Origin of the sequence: Devosia lacusdianchii (assembly GCF_022429625.1) — a bacterium.
Taxonomy (GTDB): domain Bacteria; phylum Pseudomonadota; class Alphaproteobacteria; order Rhizobiales; family Devosiaceae; genus Devosia; species Devosia lacusdianchii.
In genome coordinates, this window is sequence record NZ_CP092483.1 from 895269 (window position 1) to 911515 (window position 16247).

The 16247-nt window shown below is 63.6% G+C and carries 17 protein-coding genes and 1 riboswitch; of the genes, 7 read left to right on the forward strand and 10 right to left on the reverse strand.

Going from position 1 to position 16247, the window contains the following annotated elements:
- Positions 1-89 precede the first annotated feature (89 nt).
- Positions 90-665, reverse strand: coding sequence for a YqgE/AlgH family protein (locus MF606_RS04395; protein ID WP_240232441.1), 576 nt, complete (start codon positions 663-665; stop codon positions 90-92).
- A 127-nt stretch (positions 666-792) separates the two neighbouring features.
- On the opposite strand from MF606_RS04395, the gene MF606_RS04400 reads away from it, so the two are divergent.
- The 4 genes from MF606_RS04400 (at position 793) to MF606_RS04415 (ending at position 3831) form a co-directional block, all read left to right on the forward strand.
- Complete coding sequence (locus MF606_RS04400; protein ID WP_240232442.1) at positions 793-1608, forward strand: protein-disulfide reductase DsbD domain-containing protein; 816 nt, start codon at positions 793-795, stop codon at positions 1606-1608.
- A gap of 122 nt (positions 1609-1730) precedes the next feature.
- Positions 1731-2225: a peroxiredoxin gene (locus tag MF606_RS04405; protein WP_275693124.1), complete on the forward strand. Its 495-nt coding sequence runs from the start codon at positions 1731-1733 to the stop codon at positions 2223-2225.
- Positions 2226-2248: 23 nt separating this feature from the next.
- Positions 2249-2836 (forward strand): hypothetical protein, encoded by a 588-nt coding sequence (locus MF606_RS04410; RefSeq protein ID WP_240232444.1) that lies wholly within the window; start codon positions 2249-2251, stop codon positions 2834-2836.
- A gap of 230 nt (positions 2837-3066) precedes the next feature.
- Positions 3067-3831, forward strand: coding sequence for a class I SAM-dependent methyltransferase (locus MF606_RS04415; RefSeq protein ID WP_240232445.1), 765 nt, complete (start codon positions 3067-3069; stop codon positions 3829-3831).
- 101 nt (positions 3832-3932) lie between these two features.
- Here MF606_RS04415 and gcvPB read toward each other — a convergent pair whose 3' ends face one another.
- The 9 genes from gcvPB to MF606_RS04460 all read right to left on the reverse strand — a co-directional run bounded on the left by gcvPB (position 3933) and on the right by MF606_RS04460 (position 11609).
- Positions 3933-5477 (reverse strand): aminomethyl-transferring glycine dehydrogenase subunit GcvPB, encoded by a 1545-nt coding sequence (gene gcvPB / locus MF606_RS04420; protein WP_240232446.1) that lies wholly within the window; start codon positions 5475-5477, stop codon positions 3933-3935.
- Entirely contained in the window at positions 5474-6817 is a 1344-nt protein-coding gene (gene gcvPA, locus MF606_RS04425; RefSeq protein WP_240232447.1) for an aminomethyl-transferring glycine dehydrogenase subunit GcvPA, read from the reverse strand. Before gcvPA ends, gcvPB begins: the two co-directional genes overlap by 4 nt.
- A gap of 9 nt (positions 6818-6826) precedes the next feature.
- Complete coding sequence (gene gcvH / locus MF606_RS04430; protein ID WP_240232448.1) at positions 6827-7192, reverse strand: glycine cleavage system protein GcvH; 366 nt, start codon at positions 7190-7192, stop codon at positions 6827-6829.
- Between the two features lie 10 nt (positions 7193-7202).
- Positions 7203-8372, reverse strand: a complete 1170-nt coding sequence (gene gcvT / locus MF606_RS04435) for a glycine cleavage system aminomethyltransferase GcvT (protein ID WP_240232449.1) — start codon at positions 8370-8372, stop codon at positions 7203-7205.
- Between the two features lie 155 nt (positions 8373-8527).
- A riboswitch (glycine riboswitch) is annotated at positions 8528-8615 on the reverse strand.
- Positions 8616-8899: 284 nt separating this feature from the next.
- Positions 8900-9382, reverse strand: coding sequence for a F0F1 ATP synthase subunit B family protein (locus tag MF606_RS04440; protein ID WP_240232450.1), 483 nt, complete (start codon positions 9380-9382; stop codon positions 8900-8902).
- Between the two features lie 6 nt (positions 9383-9388).
- Positions 9389-10027, reverse strand: a complete 639-nt coding sequence (locus tag MF606_RS04445) for a F0F1 ATP synthase subunit B (protein ID WP_240232451.1) — start codon at positions 10025-10027, stop codon at positions 9389-9391.
- Between the two features lie 100 nt (positions 10028-10127).
- Positions 10128-10355 carry a F0F1 ATP synthase subunit C gene (locus MF606_RS04450; RefSeq protein ID WP_035087599.1) on the reverse strand — a complete coding sequence of 76 codons (228 nt, stop codon included), beginning with the start codon at positions 10353-10355 and terminating at the stop codon, positions 10128-10130.
- Positions 10356-10421: 66 nt separating this feature from the next.
- Positions 10422-11198: a F0F1 ATP synthase subunit A gene (locus MF606_RS04455; protein WP_275693125.1), complete on the reverse strand. Its 777-nt coding sequence runs from the start codon at positions 11196-11198 to the stop codon at positions 10422-10424.
- A gap of 21 nt (positions 11199-11219) precedes the next feature.
- The gene (locus tag MF606_RS04460) at positions 11220-11609 is read right to left on the reverse strand and encodes an AtpZ/AtpI family protein (RefSeq protein ID WP_240232452.1); all 390 of its coding nucleotides are present in this window, start codon (positions 11607-11609) and stop codon (positions 11220-11222) included.
- 305 nt (positions 11610-11914) lie between these two features.
- On the opposite strand from MF606_RS04460, the gene MF606_RS04465 reads away from it, so the two are divergent.
- The 3 genes from MF606_RS04465 to MF606_RS04475 all read left to right on the forward strand — a co-directional run bounded on the left by MF606_RS04465 (position 11915) and on the right by MF606_RS04475 (position 16218).
- The gene (locus MF606_RS04465; protein ID WP_240232453.1) at positions 11915-13723 is read left to right on the forward strand and encodes a sensor histidine kinase; all 1809 of its coding nucleotides are present in this window, start codon (positions 11915-11917) and stop codon (positions 13721-13723) included.
- Positions 13720-15054, forward strand: coding sequence for a sigma-54-dependent transcriptional regulator (locus MF606_RS04470; protein WP_240232454.1), 1335 nt, complete (start codon positions 13720-13722; stop codon positions 15052-15054). Before MF606_RS04465 ends, MF606_RS04470 begins: the two co-directional genes overlap by 4 nt.
- A gap of 189 nt (positions 15055-15243) precedes the next feature.
- On the forward strand, positions 15244-16218 hold the full coding sequence (locus MF606_RS04475) for a Bug family tripartite tricarboxylate transporter substrate binding protein (RefSeq protein ID WP_420842238.1): 975 nt from the start codon (positions 15244-15246) through the stop codon (positions 16216-16218).
- Positions 16219-16247 lie beyond the last annotated feature (29 nt).

The window sequence follows — 16247 nt, forward strand, 5'->3', positions numbered from 1 at the left end:
CATGACCCGAGGGTGTTCCACTTACCCAGCGTTCAGAAAGTGCAGAGCCCTCGGGTCAAGCCCGAGGGTGACGATCTGTGGTGGTCGGATCAAGCGTGTCCCGCATCCGGGCTCAGCGATGCCCGCGTAATATGCAGGCTCGCCAGCGCTGCGTCATAGCGCTGCTCCACCGGCGTCTCGAACACCAGCTCCTTCGAGAACGGCGCGGTCAGCCAGCCATTGCGAGCGATTTCATCCTCCAGTTGACCTGGGCTCCAGCCGCAGCAACCTAGAGCGAACAGCGACGCCTTTGGCGCCGGTCCGAATGCCATCGCCTTGAGGATGTCGAGGGTTGCCGTGAGGCAGACGCTCTCGTTCACCGGATAGCTATTGCCGCTCGTATAGTCGGATGAATGCAGCACGAAGCCGCGTCCCTTCTCCACCGGCCCGCCGCGCATCACCGCGCGCTGGCGGATGGAGTCGGGCAGGCGGATGACAGCGTCGGGGTCGCCGAGATCGAGCTCGTCGAGAATATCGGCGAACCGCAGGTTGGCCAGCTCGTGGTTGATGACGAGCCCCATCGCCCCCTCGCTGCCATGGCCAACAAGCAGGATCACGCTTTCTGCGAAACGGTCATCGTCCATGTCGGGCATGGCGATGAGTAATTGTCCTTCGAGCGAGTTCATGCCGATGATTGTAGGCAGCCCTGCCGGTGATGCAAGTTACGATGGCGCGGGCCAGCAATGCGCTCATCACGAAGGCCTGATGGCTCGTCAGCTATTTCTTCACGCCCTCCTGCGCTAATGCCATCCCATGCAGCTTCGCCCTCTCATCACCCTTGTCGCTTTGCTCGCCACGCCCGCCGCCCTTGCGGGAGAAACGGCATGGCAGGAGGTCGCTCCGGGGATCAAGCTGCGGCTGATCAGCACCGGCCAGGTCAAGCCTGATGGCAAGACCATGCTGGGGCTCGAAATCGACATGCCCGACACCACCAAGACCTATTGGCGTGTTCCCGGCGACGCTGGCCTGCCCACCGAGCTCGATTTCTCCAGCTCGACCGGCATTTCCGGGCACACCATCCTCTGGCCCTATCCCACGCGCGATCAGCAGGATGGCTATCTCGATTACGTCTACTTCGGCCCCACCGTCCTGCCAGTGGAGGTGAGCACCGAGCCGGGTGCTGCAACGGTAGAGCTATCAGCCATTCTGGGCGTCTGCTCCGATATTTGCGTGCCCGCCCAGGCGCGCTTTTCGCTGGCGCTCGCCGATCCGGAGCCCGATCGCGCCAACGGCCTGCGCATCCGGCAGGCTATGGCTCTGGCGCCGATTGCCTGGGGCGATGATCCGCAGCCGATCGGCAATGTGGAGTACCGCGCCGACGAGGGTATGCTCGCCATCCATGTCGGCGATCCGGATGTCGACCCCGCCTCGCTGATCGCGGCGACCCAAACCGGCGAACCGCTCTTTGGCGCGCCGCAAAAAAGCCCGGAACCAAACCTAGTCCTCATTCCCGTGCTGGCCAAAGGCGAAGAAATCGACTTGGAAAACCAGGACATTCAGCTCACATTCATGACGGGCATGGGAGCTTTCGAGGTCACGCGTCCGGTTATGCTGAAGCCGACCGAATAGAGAGTGCGAGGGAAAGGGCCGCTGAGGCCTTGTTTGCGGGGGCAAAGCCGCATATCCCGAACGTACGAGGACTGAGGGAATGGTGGCCGCCCGGCCGCCGGAGTGATGGGGCAATTCCACATATGATTGAACGCGGCAGTCCGATCCGGTCCGTGCGGATCAAACTCGTCAATGCCGAAGGCGCGACCGACACCACCAGCGATGCCGTATTGGGCAAGGGGCTCGTGGTCCTTTTCGCCGTTCCCGGCGCCTTCACCCCTACATGCCATGTCAATCATCTGCCCGGCTTCATCGCCAATGAGGCCAAGCTGCGCGCCGCCGGCGTCGACCGCATCGTCTGCGTTTCGGTCAACGACCATCACGTGATGAAGGCTTGGGCTGAGGCATCAGGCGCGCTGGGCAAGATCGATTTCATCGCTGATGGCAATGCCGAGTTGGCCGAAGCTCTGGGCCTCGCCAAGGACTTTTCGGGCTCCGGTATGGGCAAGCGCTTTGCCCGGTCGGCGATGCTGATCCGCAATGGCGTTGCCGAGGCGGTGTTCGTCGAGGATGCGCCTGGGGTCAATGCCAGCGGTGCGCCGGCCATTCTCATGGCGCTCGAAGCCGCCAATAGCTAGTCTAGCGTCCAGGAGACCCGTTCATGACCAAGTCAATTTCGCTGGCCCTGCGCTTGTCTGCAGCTTTCGGTGCCGCCGCCGTGCTGGCCGGCTGCTCCATGGGTGGCCTGTTTGGCGGCGGCAATGCTGCCCAGACCCAGACGCTGCAGAATGCCACCGCTACCCCGGCTGCCGTGGCTCAGGCCCAGACCAACGCGCTACCCGCCATCGCCACCCAGTGCCCACCCATCCGCGTGCGCCCCGGCAGCGAGGCCATGTTCTACTACGGCGGCGGCCGCACCGGCGACGCCAAGGCACTGCAGTATCAGGGCGTGATTGATGAAAGCTCGCGCAATTGCGTGGTGTCCAACGGCCTGATCACGGTCAATATGGGCGTTGTCGGCCGCGTATTGCTGGGCCCGCAGGGCAATCAGACCTCCGTCAATGCCCCCATCCGTTTCGCCGTCGAGCGCGATGGCCAGGCCGTGTTCTCCGAGAAATACACCATTCCGGTGGCCATCGCCGCACCGGCCCGCTCGGCCGAGTTCGTCAAGGTCATCGAGAACGTCGCCATCCCCTATCTGGGCGGCGAAGAGATCACCATCTGGGTCGGCTTCGACACCCGCGGCTAGTTGCCATCGGGCACCGGACTGGGCTAAGGAGCGCATCATGCGCAACACGGCTTTCTATTCCATTCGCATCCGCACCGCCTGAGGGCGGTGTCGATCCATGACGTCTCATCCGGCTGCCTTGCGGCCGGCGTGAGTGCGCATGCGGGGTTCCGGCCATAAGGCTGTGGGGCCGATCTCCGAAACCGGCGCCGTCTCGTCTCTCGAACAGCTTTCGAGACACCGAGACAATCATGAAGAGAAATATCAATCGCGCCCGCTCGCAGAGCTGGGACGCCGTCGCACACTGGTATGCTGGCTGGACCGGCACCAATGGCAGCCGCTATCACCGCACCCTTGCCGTGCCGCTGCTGCTCGAAATGCTCGACCCGCAGGCAGGCGAACATATCGCCGACCTCGGCTGCGGCCCCGGCATTCTCGCACCGCCGATCGCAGAACGGGGCGCCCGCTTCGTCGGCGTCGATCTGTCACCGCGGCTGATCGCCGAGGCCCGCAAGATCCACGGGCGCAGTGGCCGCTTCCTGGTCGGCGATGCGACGCATCTGCCTGTTCATGTCGAGCTGCCAATGGGTGGGTTCGACGGGGCGTGCTTCCTGCTATCGATCCAGGACATCAACCCGCTGGACGCGGCCATAGCGAGTGCGGCTCGGCTGCTGAAGCCGGGCGGGCGCTTGGCCATCGTCATGCTGCATCCCTGCTTCCGCGTGCCGCGGCAAAGCGGATGGGGCTGGGATGAGGGCAGGGGGCTCAAGTTCCGCCGCCTCGACTCCTATCTCACGCCGCTGGCCGTACCAATGCAGAGCCACGGCAGCGGCACCACCCGCAGCTATCACCGGCCACTCGGGGCCTATGTGAACGCGCTGAGCATGGCGGGAATGGCTCTGACGGGCATAAGGGAGATCGGTGACTTACCGATGCAGGGCGAAAGCAAAGCAGACCGAAGGGCAGCCGGAGAGTTTCCGCTGTTTCTGGGCTTGAAGGCTGTGAAACTGGGGTAAGTCAGCTTGCGGCAGCAGAGGGTGGAATGGCCCAATCGGGATGTCTCCCCCCTCCTACCTCCCCCTGTTAGGGGGAGGTGCCGGTTCGATTGTGCCGAGGCCTACTCGGCTGCCTTCAGCGTCTCGTCCGCCCGTTCCCACTTGAGGATGGGCAGGCGAGCCGCCCGCGTTTCGTCCAGCCGGCGCCGCGGGGCCTTCAGCGGCGCAGCGGTAAACCGTTCCGTATTCCCGGCCTTGGCATCGACCGCCAGCTCTTCCATCACGTCGCAGAAGCGATCCAGAGTCTGCTTGCTTTCGCTTTCGGTCGGCTCGATCAGCATGGCACCATGCACGACCAGCGGGAAATACATGGTCATCGGATGGAAGCCCTCATCGATCAGCGCCTTGGCGAAATCGAGTGTGGTGACGCCTGTCCCGGCGAGGAACGTGTCGTCGAACAGCGCCTCGTGCATGGTCGGATAATCGCCGAACGGCACCGAGAAGGCGTGGGCGAGGCGGGCCTTGATGTAGTTGGCATTGAGCACCGCATCCTGCGCCGCCTGGGCCAGACCATCGCCGCCGTGGCTGAGCATATAGGTCAGCGCGCGGACATACATGCCCATCTGGCCCTGGAACGCCGTAATGCGGCCCAGTGCCTGGTCTTCGGCATGCTCGACCAGTTCGAGACCGTCACCGGCCTTGCGCACGAACGGCACCGGCGCAAACGGCGCCAATGCCTCCGACAGCACCACTGGGCCCGCACCCGGCCCACCACCGCCATGCGGCGTCGAGAAGGTCTTGTGCAGGTTGATATGCATAGCGTCGATGCCGAGGTCGCCCGGACGAACGACACCCATAATGGCGTTGAAATTAGCGCCGTCGCAGTAGAAGAACGCGCCCGCCGCATGCACGGCCTCGGCGATCTCGATGACCTGCGGTTCGAACAGGCCGCAGGTATTGGGATTGGTCAGCATGATCGCCGCTACGTCGGGCGACAGCGCGTCCTTGACCGCCTGCACATCCACCGTGCCATCGGCGCGGGCCGGAATCGGCTTCACGGTGTAGCCGAGGAAGGCAGCAGTGGCCGGATTGGTGCCGTGGGCACTTTCGGGCACCAGCACAACGGTGCGGTTGCTCTGCCCCGCCTCGTGCGCGGCCTTGATCGCCATCATGCCGAGCAGTTCGCCATGTGCGCCGGCCTTGGGCGTCAGCGCTACGGCAGCGGTATTGGTGAGCGTCATCAACCAATGGCTAAGCTGGTTCATCAGCTCCAGCGCGCCCTGCACGGTCGAGACCGGCTGCAGAGGATGGATGTCCGCGAAACCGGGCAGGCGCGCCATCTTCTCGTTGAGGCGCGGATTGTGCTTCATCGTGCACGACCCCAGCGGATACATGCCGCTGTCGATCGAGTGGTTGAGGCGGCTGAGGCGCACATAGTGGCGCATCGCCTCGGGCTCGGTGAGACCAGCCAGATCGAGCGGCATCTTGCGCTCGAAGCCGCCGAGACGGTCGGTCGAGATGGTGACCTCAGGCAGGTCGACACCGGAATGCTCGGTGTCGCCGATTTCGAACAGCAACGGTTCATTGGGCAGCAAAGCCGAGCCTGAGGCGGACACGAAGCCCGATGTGCCGGTGCCGGTAGGACGGCCCTGGTTGTTCATGCTCATTGCAGTTCCTCCGAAAGAGCGGCACAGAGCGCGGCGATATCGGCATCGGTGGTGAGTTCGGTGGCGGCGAGAACGATCAGGTTGTTGATCGACGCATTTGTCGGCTCCAGTCGGCTGACCGGAACCCCGGCCAAAATGCCGCGCGCGGCAAGGCGCTCGATCAGATCAGCCGCCGGCTGCGCCGTGCGGATGGTCATCTCGTTGAAGAAGGTCTTGTTGAGCACTTCGACACCGGGCACGGCCGCCAACGCATCCGCCAGCTTGCAGGCACTGGCATGATTGAGGCGGGCCAGGCGTGTAAAACCAGCTTCGCCAAGCAAGGCCATGTGGATCGAGAAGGCCAGGGCGCAAAGGCCCGAGTTGGTGCAGATATTGCTGGTCGCCTTCTCACGGCGGATATGCTGCTCGCGGGTCGACAGCGTCAGCACGAAACCGCGCTGGCCATCGGCATCAACGGTTTCGCCGCACAGCCGGCCGGGCATCTGGCGGATGAATTCTTTCCGCGTCGCCATCAGGCCAAGATAGGGGCCGCCAAAGTTGAGCGCATTGCCGATCGACTGGCCCTCAGCCACGACGATATCGGCACCCAGTGCACCTGGAGCTTCGAGCAGGCCGAGCGACACGATTTCGGTGATCACAACGATCAACAGCGCGCCCTTGGCATGGGCAGCATCGGCAGCGGTCTTGATATTGCGCAGATGGCCGTAGAAATCCGGTGTCTGCACCACGATGGCGGCAGTCTGCTCGTCAATATGGTCGAGGATGTCGCCCTGGCCCTCCGGCGAAGCCGAGAGGCATTCAAGGTCGACATCGTCCTTGAGGTAGGCGCGGACCACGTCGCGGTAGTGCGGATGCAGGCCTCCCGACAGCACGATCTTGTTGCGGCGGGTCAGCCGGCGCGCCATCAGCACGGCCTCGGCCGTACCGGTCGAGCCGTCGTAAAGCGAGGCATTGGCCACGTCCATGCCGGTGAGCTTCGCCACCTGCGTCTGGAACTCGAACAGCATCTGCAGGGTGCCCTGCGAGATTTCCGGCTGGTAGGGCGTATAGGCGGTGAGCCATTCCGAACGCTGGATCAGGTGATCCACCGTGGCCGGCACGTGATGGCGGTAAGCGCCCGCGCCGACGAAGAAAGGACCGTCCCCACCCGATTGGTTCTTGCCGGCCAGCGCCCGCATATGCGCTTCGACCAGGAATTCGGGGCTATGGGCGGGTAGGCCGAGATCGAAGCTCTTGAGCGCGCGTGCGGGGACGGCGCTGAACAGGGCATCGACATTGGCCGCACCGATAACGCCGAGCATTTCGGCGCGTTCGGCTTCGGAATGGGGAAGGTAGCGCATGGTCTCTCTTTACTTGGTCAGGTCCGCATAGGCGGCAGCGTCGAGCAGGCCGTCGAGATCGCCCGCATCAGCAATAGCAATCTTGTAGATCCAGCCGGCTGCTTCCGGGTCGGAGTTGATGAGGCCGGGCTCGCCGGAAAGCGCATCGTTGACCTCGGTCACGGTGCCCGAGACCGGCGCGTAGATTTCCGAGGCGGCTTTGACCGACTCGACCACGGCGGCTTCGTCGCCCTTCTTTAGCACCTTGCCGACGCTGGGCAGTTCGACGAACACGATGTCGCCGAGCGCTTCCTGCGCATAGGGGGTGATGCCGACAATGCCGGTCGAACCCTCGACGCGGATATATTCGTGGTCAGGGGTGAACTTGGTGGTCATGGCAGATCCCTCAACTGGTCTTGGCTTTACGGAAATAACGATGGGGCACGAAAGGCGTCGGAACGACCTCGGCCGCCTGGGGGCGGCCGCGCACCGACACCTGCAGCTTGGTGCCATGTGCAGCGTGTTCTGGCGGCACGAAGCCGAGTGCGATGGCCTTGCCCAATGACGGCGCGAAGCCACCGCTGGTGACGACGCCAATGGCCACGCCGGATGCGTCGAGGATTTCAGCGCCCTCGCGCGCCGGCGCGCCTTCGACGATCAGGCCGACACGAATACGGCTGAGCTTGCCCTCGCGTTCGGCGAGAATGCGCGCAGCGCCCGGAAAGTCAGCCGCCTCGCGGCGGCGCTTGGAAACGGCAAAGCCGAGATCGGCTTCGGTGGGGGAAATGGTCTCGTTGAGATCGTGCCCGTAGAGCGGCAGCCCCGCCTCAAGGCGCAGGCTGTCGCGGGCGCCGAGCCCGATCGGCTTGACACGAGTATCGGCGAGCAGGGCATCCCAGAAGGCTGGCGCGTGGTCGGCCGAAACCAGAATTTCGAAGCCGTCCTCGCCGGTATAGCCGGAGCGGGCGATGATCAGCGTCGTGCCATTCCAGGGGAAGGCACCATAGGTCATGAAGCCAAGATCGGCAGCAGCCGGGGCGATATGGGCGATGACATTGACCGCTTCCGGTCCCTGCAGCGCGAGCAGGGCATTATCGGCATCGGCGCGCGTCAGCTTGGCTTTGCCGCCAGCGGCCGCCTCGATGCGGGCAAAGTCGCCATCCTTGGTGCCGGCATTGACCACTATATAGAGCGAGCCCGGATGTAGCGGCGAGCGCGCAACCATCAGGTCGTCGATCGCACCACCAGTCTCGTTGAGCAGCAGGGTGTAGCGCACCTGACCCGGCTTCAGACCCGCAATGTCGCCGCAGATCAGCGGTTCGATGATAGCAGCGATGGCCGCGTGGTCGGCTTCCGCATCGCCGCTTGGGTTGTTCAGCGCGAGGAAGCTCGGGCCCATATGGCTCACATCGAACAGGCCGGCCTGTTCGCGGGTCCATTTGTGCTCCGTCATGATGCCGGAGGGGTATTGCACTGGCAGTGAGTAGCCGCCGAAGGGCACCATGCGGCCGCCAGCGGCGGTGTGGCGCTCAAAGAGCGGTGTGGTCTTGAGGTCTTCGGCTGAGGTTTCGGCCATCAACACATCCCGGGAAATGAACAAGGCGACACGACTGCACTCGCCTTGCGGCGAATTCCGTGCCCCCTCTGTCCTTGCCCTGAGAGATTTCCCGGCTGAGCGCCGGTTGCTCCTTCGGTGGGACCGGAATGACCGATCCGCTTTCCAGAGTGTTTGACCCGACTGCGGTCCGTTTGCCTGAGAGTTTCCGGGGCGGTTGCTCCTTCGGCGCTGGAGAAAACCAGTCTCTCCCGCAGTCGGGGGCACCATGGTGGAGAATCCACGGGAGGTCAACTTGACTTTCTCCCTTCTCCCCTTCGGGAGGATGAGGGTGACGTCGGAGGCGCCCCCTGGTCGCGTATCACGCACGATCTGATTCCCTGCCCTTGATTGGGAGGGCTAGGGTGGGGTGGGGCCGCAAATTCGGTGCGCCAGACTCACCCCACCCTTGATCCCTCCCACAAGGGAGGGAGACGACTGGCAATTCATCCCCCAAAAAGAAAAAGGCGGGCCTTGCGGCCCGCCTTCAAAATCTTGCTGCCCGAACCTCAGTTCAGCCGATTACCCACATCGGCGATCGCCCTGTCGACGACCGAACCGCCCTTGCGGTTCATCTCGTCGGTCAGCACCAGCCGGGCGGCTTCGATAGCGACATCGGCCGAGCGGGCACGCACTTCGGCGACGGCCTGGGCTTCCGCCTGGGCGATCTTGTCTTCCACGGCCTTGGTGCGGCGGGCGACGAGGTCGGCCAGCGAGGCCTGGGCTTCGGCGGTCAGGCGGGTTGCTTCTTCCTTGGCAGCGGCAATGATGCCTTCGGCTTCGCTCTCGGCGGCAACGCGCTTCTGTTCGTATTCGACGAGCAGGGCGGCAGCCTCATCGCGCAGCTTCTTGGCTTCCGCCAGGTCGTCCGCGATCTTCTTGATCTGGCCGTCGAGCATCTTGCCGATGATCTTCGGGATGCCGAAATAAAGCGCGATCGCAATGAAGATGACGAGCGCGACGAGGGCGTAGAAGCTATTGTCGAGTTCCATTGTCGCTTACTCCTTGGCCTTGGCAACCGCAGCGCGAACGCTGTCAGCCGAGACATCGCCCACCAGCTGGGTTACGACCGTCTGAGCCGTTTCAGTGGCGATTTCGTCGACATGGGTCAGCGCTTCGGCCTTGGTGGCCGAAATGCGGGCCTCGGCAGCCGTCACCTTGGCGGTGAGGTCGGCCTCGACGGCGCTGCGCTTGGCAGCAAGGTCGGCCTGGATCGCGTCGCGGGTCTCGCTGGCAATGCCCTGAGCCTTGGCCTTGGCGGCAGCCAGGGCTGCCTCATAGGCAGCGATGGCGGCGTCGGTCTTCTGGCGCGAGGCATCTGCGGCCGCCAGATCGGCGTCGATGATGGCCTTGCGGTTCTCGAGGATGCCGCCGATGCGGGGCAGGGCCACCTTGCTCATCAGCAGATAGAGGGCGCCGAACGTAATGGCGAGCCACAACAGCTGCGATGGGAATGTCGCCGGATCGAACGGCGGGAACACGCCGGATTCGCCATGCCCACCGGCTTCGGTGGTGGCATGGGTATCGGCGGTTGGATCGGCATGAGCCGCGGGAGCGGCATGCGCGTCGGCGGCAGGCGCCTCGACGTGCTCTTCGGCCGGTGCAGCCGCTTCTTGGGCGTAGGCTTGCGTTACCATCAGGTGAGGTCCCGTTAAATCCGGTCAGCCGGCCAGGGCCGGAGAAGTGCGCGCAGCCGGAACATGTCCCGGCTGCGGAAGATCGTGTGCGTTGCCGCTATTAGGCGACGAACAGCAGGATCAGGGCAACCAGGAACGAGAAGATGCCCAGAGCTTCGGTCACGGCGAAGCCGAAGATCAGGTTCGAGAACTGGCTCGGAGCAGCCGACGGGTTGCGCAGGGCGCCCGACAGGAAGTTACCGAAGATGTTGGCCACGCCAATGGCGGCACCGGCCATACCGAAACAAGCAATACCGGCACCGATGAACTTTGCGGCTTCAGCTTCCATTTTTTTAGTCCTTTCAAGCGACTTTTAGCGGGGGTTCTGGCGGAACAGCCCGCCGTGACTGGTAGATTAGTGAGACGGGTGGATCGCGTCGTTGAGATACATGCAGGTCAGGACGGCGAAGACGTAAGCCTGAACGGCACCGACGAGAAATTCGAGGCCAGTGAGCGCAATGGCCATGATCAGCGGCAGCGCCGAACCAAGAATGCCGAGGAAACCCAGCGAGCTCATGGTGACGATGAAGCCGGTGAAGACTTTGAGCGTGATGTGACCGGCCAGGATATTGCCGAACAGACGCACAGAGAGCGAAATCGGGCGGCTCATGAACGAGATGAACTCGATCGGCGCCACGATGGGGAGGATGTAGCCGGGCACGCCCGACGGCACGAACAGCTTGAGGAACTTGGGGCCGTTCTTGACGAAGCCGTAGATCACCACGGTCAGGAAGACCAGCATCGACAGCGCGAAGGTGACGATGATGTGGCTGGTGACGGTGAAGAAGTAGGGCACCATGCCGAGCATGTTGGCCGTGAAGATGAAGGTGAAGAGGCAGAACACCAGCGGGAAGAACTTCATGCCCGCAGTGCCGGCGGCACTTCTGACCATATTGGCCACGAATTCGTAGACGAGCTCACTGAGCAGCTGCGCCCGTCCCGGAACCACGCTCTTCGCGCCGGTCGACAGGATCAGGTAAAGCGAGATGATCGCGACGGTCGCGACCATGAACAGCGATGAATTGGTGAAGGCAAAAGTGGTGCCCGAACCCTCGGTGCCGTCACCGCCAAGGGTGAACAGCTTGAAAATGTCCTGGATGACGAATTGGTGGATCGGATCAGTACCGGCCAAGATAGAACCCTCTAAGCGTCATCATTTGTCTGTCTCGTCTTCCACGTCAGGTCCAAGATCGGACCCCGGCGGGGGAGGCGATGCGGCATTCATTTGCGCCACCACACGGGTGACATTGAGTATTCCAGCGGCGAAGCCCACCAGTAGCATGATGAGCAAGCCCCAGGGGCTGGTCCCCAGGCCAAGATCGATGAGGTAACCGATACCGGCACCCACCAGGATCGCGGCGATGAACTCGGTTCCGATGCGCATGCCGCGCGCCATACCGCTCATCTCCGGGGAAGCGTCAGCAGAGGCTCTGTTGTCCTCGACTGCGCGTTCCCGCTTGGCCGAGGCGATGCGCGATGCGAGATCGTGCGTCGCCCCTTTGGCGCTGTCCGGCTGACCTTCGGTATCTTGCGGTTTTGCCATCCGCGCGCTCCCCCTGGCCGGCTTTCTCCCGGGTGTTTCCGGGACGCCTTCTAAGTCGCGCGCAACATAGTGGTGGGGTCTGAGAGTGTCAAGACGCGCGCTCTTCATCTAACGTGTTGAATTATAATATGAAATTCGCTCGAATAAGGGGTGCGGCATGCTGTCCACAATGGTCTGTGGCAAAGTGAAGGCACCGGCCGTGGGATTCTACCGGGCCCCGAGCCCAATTTGACAGAGCAATGGCGGGACATGCTACGTTTGCCAGCCGGTTTGACGGGAGGACTTCGAACCTGGTCGATATAGGGATGCAATCGCGGCGCTTGCCGGATCGCGGCACGATCAGGTGGCTTGCGGCCGCAACAGTCGTTGGCGTCGCCATCATTGGCCTATGCGTGGCGAGCTGGCTTGTAGCCGCCGAGCGGGGCAGGGTTCGTCTCTCCAGTGAATTGCAGGATCGTCTGACCGTCAGCCTCCGCTCGGTGCAAACCGAAATCGAACGCTTCCGCTACCTCCCCGCCGTGATCAGCCAGGACCCACGCGTCACATCGTTGCTGGCAAAGCCGTCGGATGTCGCGCCGGTCAATGCTTATCTGCAGAACATTCGCGCCATGTCCGGTGTCGACGAGGTCTACGTACTCGACACGACTGGCCTCACCCTGGCAGCCAGCAACTGGAACGAGCCCGGCAGCTTCGTCGGCAACCGCTACGACTTCCGCCCGTACTTTTCCGACGCCATGACCACTGGCGAGGGCCGCTATTATGCGGTCGGCGTAACCACCGGCAAACCGGGCTATTTCCTGTCGTCGATCGTCGGCGACGTCACGCGCCCGCTTGGCGTTGTCGTGGCCAAGGTGGATATGGCGCCTCTGGCCGAAACCTGGAGCAGGGCGGGCGAGCTCACCGCCATAGCCGACAGCGCCGGAGTGGTCTTCCTGTCCGGCGCATCGGACTGGCATTATCGCCCGCTTTATCCTCTCGACGAAGAGGCCGTGGCCGAGATCGCCGCCGAGCAACGGTACAACGCGATCGAGGTTGCCGGACGCCCGCCCATCGGCAATCGGTTCGGCCCCGAAGGCGCCGGGCAGATCATCGAGAACGGCCAGCCGATGATGGCGGCCCAGATCGCGATCGAGCCGGATGGTTGGACCTTGGTTTCCGCGCTACCCATGCAAAGGATCAATGACGAAGCGCAATTGACCGCCGGACTTGTGGCGCTGGCCTCCTTGCTGGCTTTGGCGGTGATGCTTTTCGTTCGGCAACGAGGCCAGATGGCTCGACTCCGCATGCGACAGAATGCCGAGCTTGAACAGCGCGTCGTCGAACGTACGGCTGCCCTCGCACATGAGGTCGAAGTGCGCGCCCATGCCGAAACCGTATTGCGCGAGACACAGGATAGCCTGATCCATGCGGCCAGACTCGCCGCGCTCGGCCGCATGTCGGCTGCTATCGTGCATGAGGTCAGCCAGCCACTTTCAGCTCTGGATAGTCTCGTCGCCGCGGCGGGGCTGCATGCGCAGCGCTCGGCTCCCTCGGAAGTTCAGCGCACCTTGGCTTCGGCGCGTGCCTTGCTGGGACGCATGCAGCGCATGGTCAAGCACCTCAAGACGTTCTCATCGCGCCAGGATCCGGCCCCTTTCGAGCCGGTAGATTGCAAGAGTGTGATCGAGGAGGCGATGGCCATTGTGGAGCCGCGCGCGCGCGAACGCAGTGTACGCCTGACCTTTTCGCCAGGGCGTGGCTTGCCTGACATCGCGGGCAATTCCATCCGTATCGAGCAGGCCATCGTCAACCTGCTCACCAACGCTATCGACGCCACCAGCCTGGCCGGGGGCGACGTCGTCGCTATTACCACCGGCCATGACGAGAATTCGGTGGTCCTGCGGATCATCGATCGCGGTGCCGGCATCTCTGACCAAGTGAGACAGCGCATGTTTGATCCGTTCTTCACCACCAAGGCCACGGGCGAGGGCCTGGGCCTTGGCCTGGCGATTACGCAATTAATCCTCGAGGAGGGTGCGGGCTCGCTGGTGTTCGAGGCAGCGCCGGAGGGTGGCACCATCGCCACGGTAACGCTGCCCGCTTATGTCGCAGACCGCGCCCGGGTTCCCGCATGACGCGCGGTACCATCGCCTTCGTCGATGACGAACCCCGGCTGTGCGACGCGGCAGCCGAATGGTTGGGCGTCAACGGTTTCACCGTCCAGACCTTCACCGATCCGCAGCGCGCTGTACGGGACATCGACACCGCGAATTGCGATTGCGTCGTTACTGACTTGCGCATGCCTGGAACCGACGGCCAGCAGCTACTGCGACACCTGCGGAGCATCGATACGGACATGCCCGTGATCCTGCTGACGGGTCATGGCGACGTAGCTGCCGCAGTGGCCGCCATGCGGGAAGGCGCGCATGACTTTATCGAGAAGCCCTATGACGCCGATCATCTGGTCGCCGTCCTCGATCGCGCGGTGGAGCGGCGAAGGCTGGGGCGAGAATTGCAGCGGCTGCGGGCCCGCGCCGATGTCTCCAAGCTGGAGAGTCGCCTCGTCGGCAACTCCCCCGCGATGATCTCGCTGCGGCGGACGCTTGAACAGCTGGCGGCCATCGACGTGGACGTGCTGCTGCAGGGCGAAACCGGCACCGGCAAGGAGGTCGCCGCGCGGGCCCTGCACGACCTGGGTCCGCGCTCCAAAGGGGCGTTCGTTGCCATCAATTGCGCGGCCATCCCGGAGGCCATGTTCGAAAGCGAGATATTCGGTCATGCGCGCGGCGCGTTCACCGGGGCCATCGCCGAACGCATCGGCCGCATTCCCTTTGCCAATGGCGGCACGGTTTTCCTCGATGAAATTGAGTCCATGCCGCTGGCCCTGCAGGGCAAGGTGTTGCGGGTCATTCAGGAGCGCACGGTGGAGCCGCTGGGTGGTAATCGCTCGAACTCTATCGATGTGCGTTTCGTGGCCGCCACCAAAGTCGATTTGAAGGTCGCCAGCGAGGCCGGCGACTTCCGCGCCGATCTCTACTTCCGCCTGGCCACGGTAGAAGTCAGCTTGCCGGCGCTCCGCGATCGGCCGTCCGATATTCCGTTGCTGTTCTCGATGTTTTGCGAGGAGGCCGCGCTGCGTTTCGGCCTGCCGCAGCCCGAATTGGGCGCTGAGGCGATGCAGGAACTACAGATGCGCCCCTGGAGCGGCAATGTGCGTGAGCTCAAGGCAGTGGCGGATCGCCATGTGCTCCGTCACCAGAATCGAACATTCGCGGAAGAAACCAACGCAATCGGTGTCGCCGGAACGTTGCCCGAACGGCTCGCCCGTTTTGAGGCCGACGCCATCATGCAAGCCCTGCGGGGCGCTGGTGGTTCGACCACCAAGGCCGCCGAGGCTCTTGGCTTGCCGCGTCGCACTCTCGCCGAAAAGATCGCCCGCTACGGGCTTCGCGTTACCCAGGAGTGAGCGGAACTTCGCCAGCCTACGCCGAAAGTCGGCGGAAATCCGCCAGACCTTTGCGCCGTGCTCTGCGTAACGCGCTGTTTTTGTTGAATATATCGCCGGGCGCGAGTTGGCACGCCCTTTGCGATGCTCAGCAGGCGTCGGTTGCGACAAGACAACCACGCGCCAGACATCTCATGTGGAGGAGCCACAATGAACCGCATAGCCTCGACCATGCTTACCCTGGCTGGCCTTATCGGCCTGGCCGCACCGACGCTCGCCCAGTCGGATTTCCCAAACAAACCGATCAATCTCGTCGTGCCGTTCGCTGCGGGTGGCTCGACTGACCTAGTGGGCCGTATCATGGCCGAGGCGATGAGCGGGCAGCTCGGGCAAACCGTGCTGGTGGTCAACCAGGCCGGTGCCGGCGGCACGCTGGGGGCGACCGCTGTGGCCGACGCCGAGCCCGATGGTTACACCATCCTCATGGGCACCATCGCCACCCATGCCCTCAGCGCCTCGCTCTACGCCACGCCGCCCTTCGATCCGGTGGCCGATTTCGAGCCCATTTCGCTGCTCCTGACCGTGCCGAATGTGCTGATGGTCAACCCGTCTTTCCCGGCGGCAACCGTCGAAGAACTGATTGCCGAGCTGAAGGCCAAGCCGGAGGACTATGCCTATGCCTCCTCGGGCAATGGCACGCCGCTGCATCTTTCGGGCGAGGTCTTCAAATCCATGGCCGGCGTGGACATGGTGCACGTGCCGTACCAGGGCTCGGGTCCGGCGCTGGTCGACGCGATCAGTGGCGCCGTCCCGATCATCTTCGATAACCTGCCCTCGGCCAGCGAGCACATCAAGGCGGGCACGCTGCGCGCTCTGGCTGTGACCACGCGCGAACGCTCGCCCAGCTTCCCCGATCTGCCCACCATCCATGAATCGGGTGTGCCGGGCTACGAGACCAATACCTGGAACGCCCTTTTCGCGCCGGCCGGCACGCCACCGGAGGTCATCGCCAAGCTCAACGAGGCAGCCGTTGCATCGCTGAAGGATCCAGCGGTGGCGGCGCGACTGCAGGAGGTTGGCGCCGTGGTGGTCGGCACCACGCCGGAGGAATTGGGCGTCTATGTTGAGGCCGAGGTCAAGCGGTGGGCACCGGTCATTGAGGCGGCTGGCGTAAGCATCCAATAGCGCCATGCGTCGCGCGGCCCCGGGCTGCG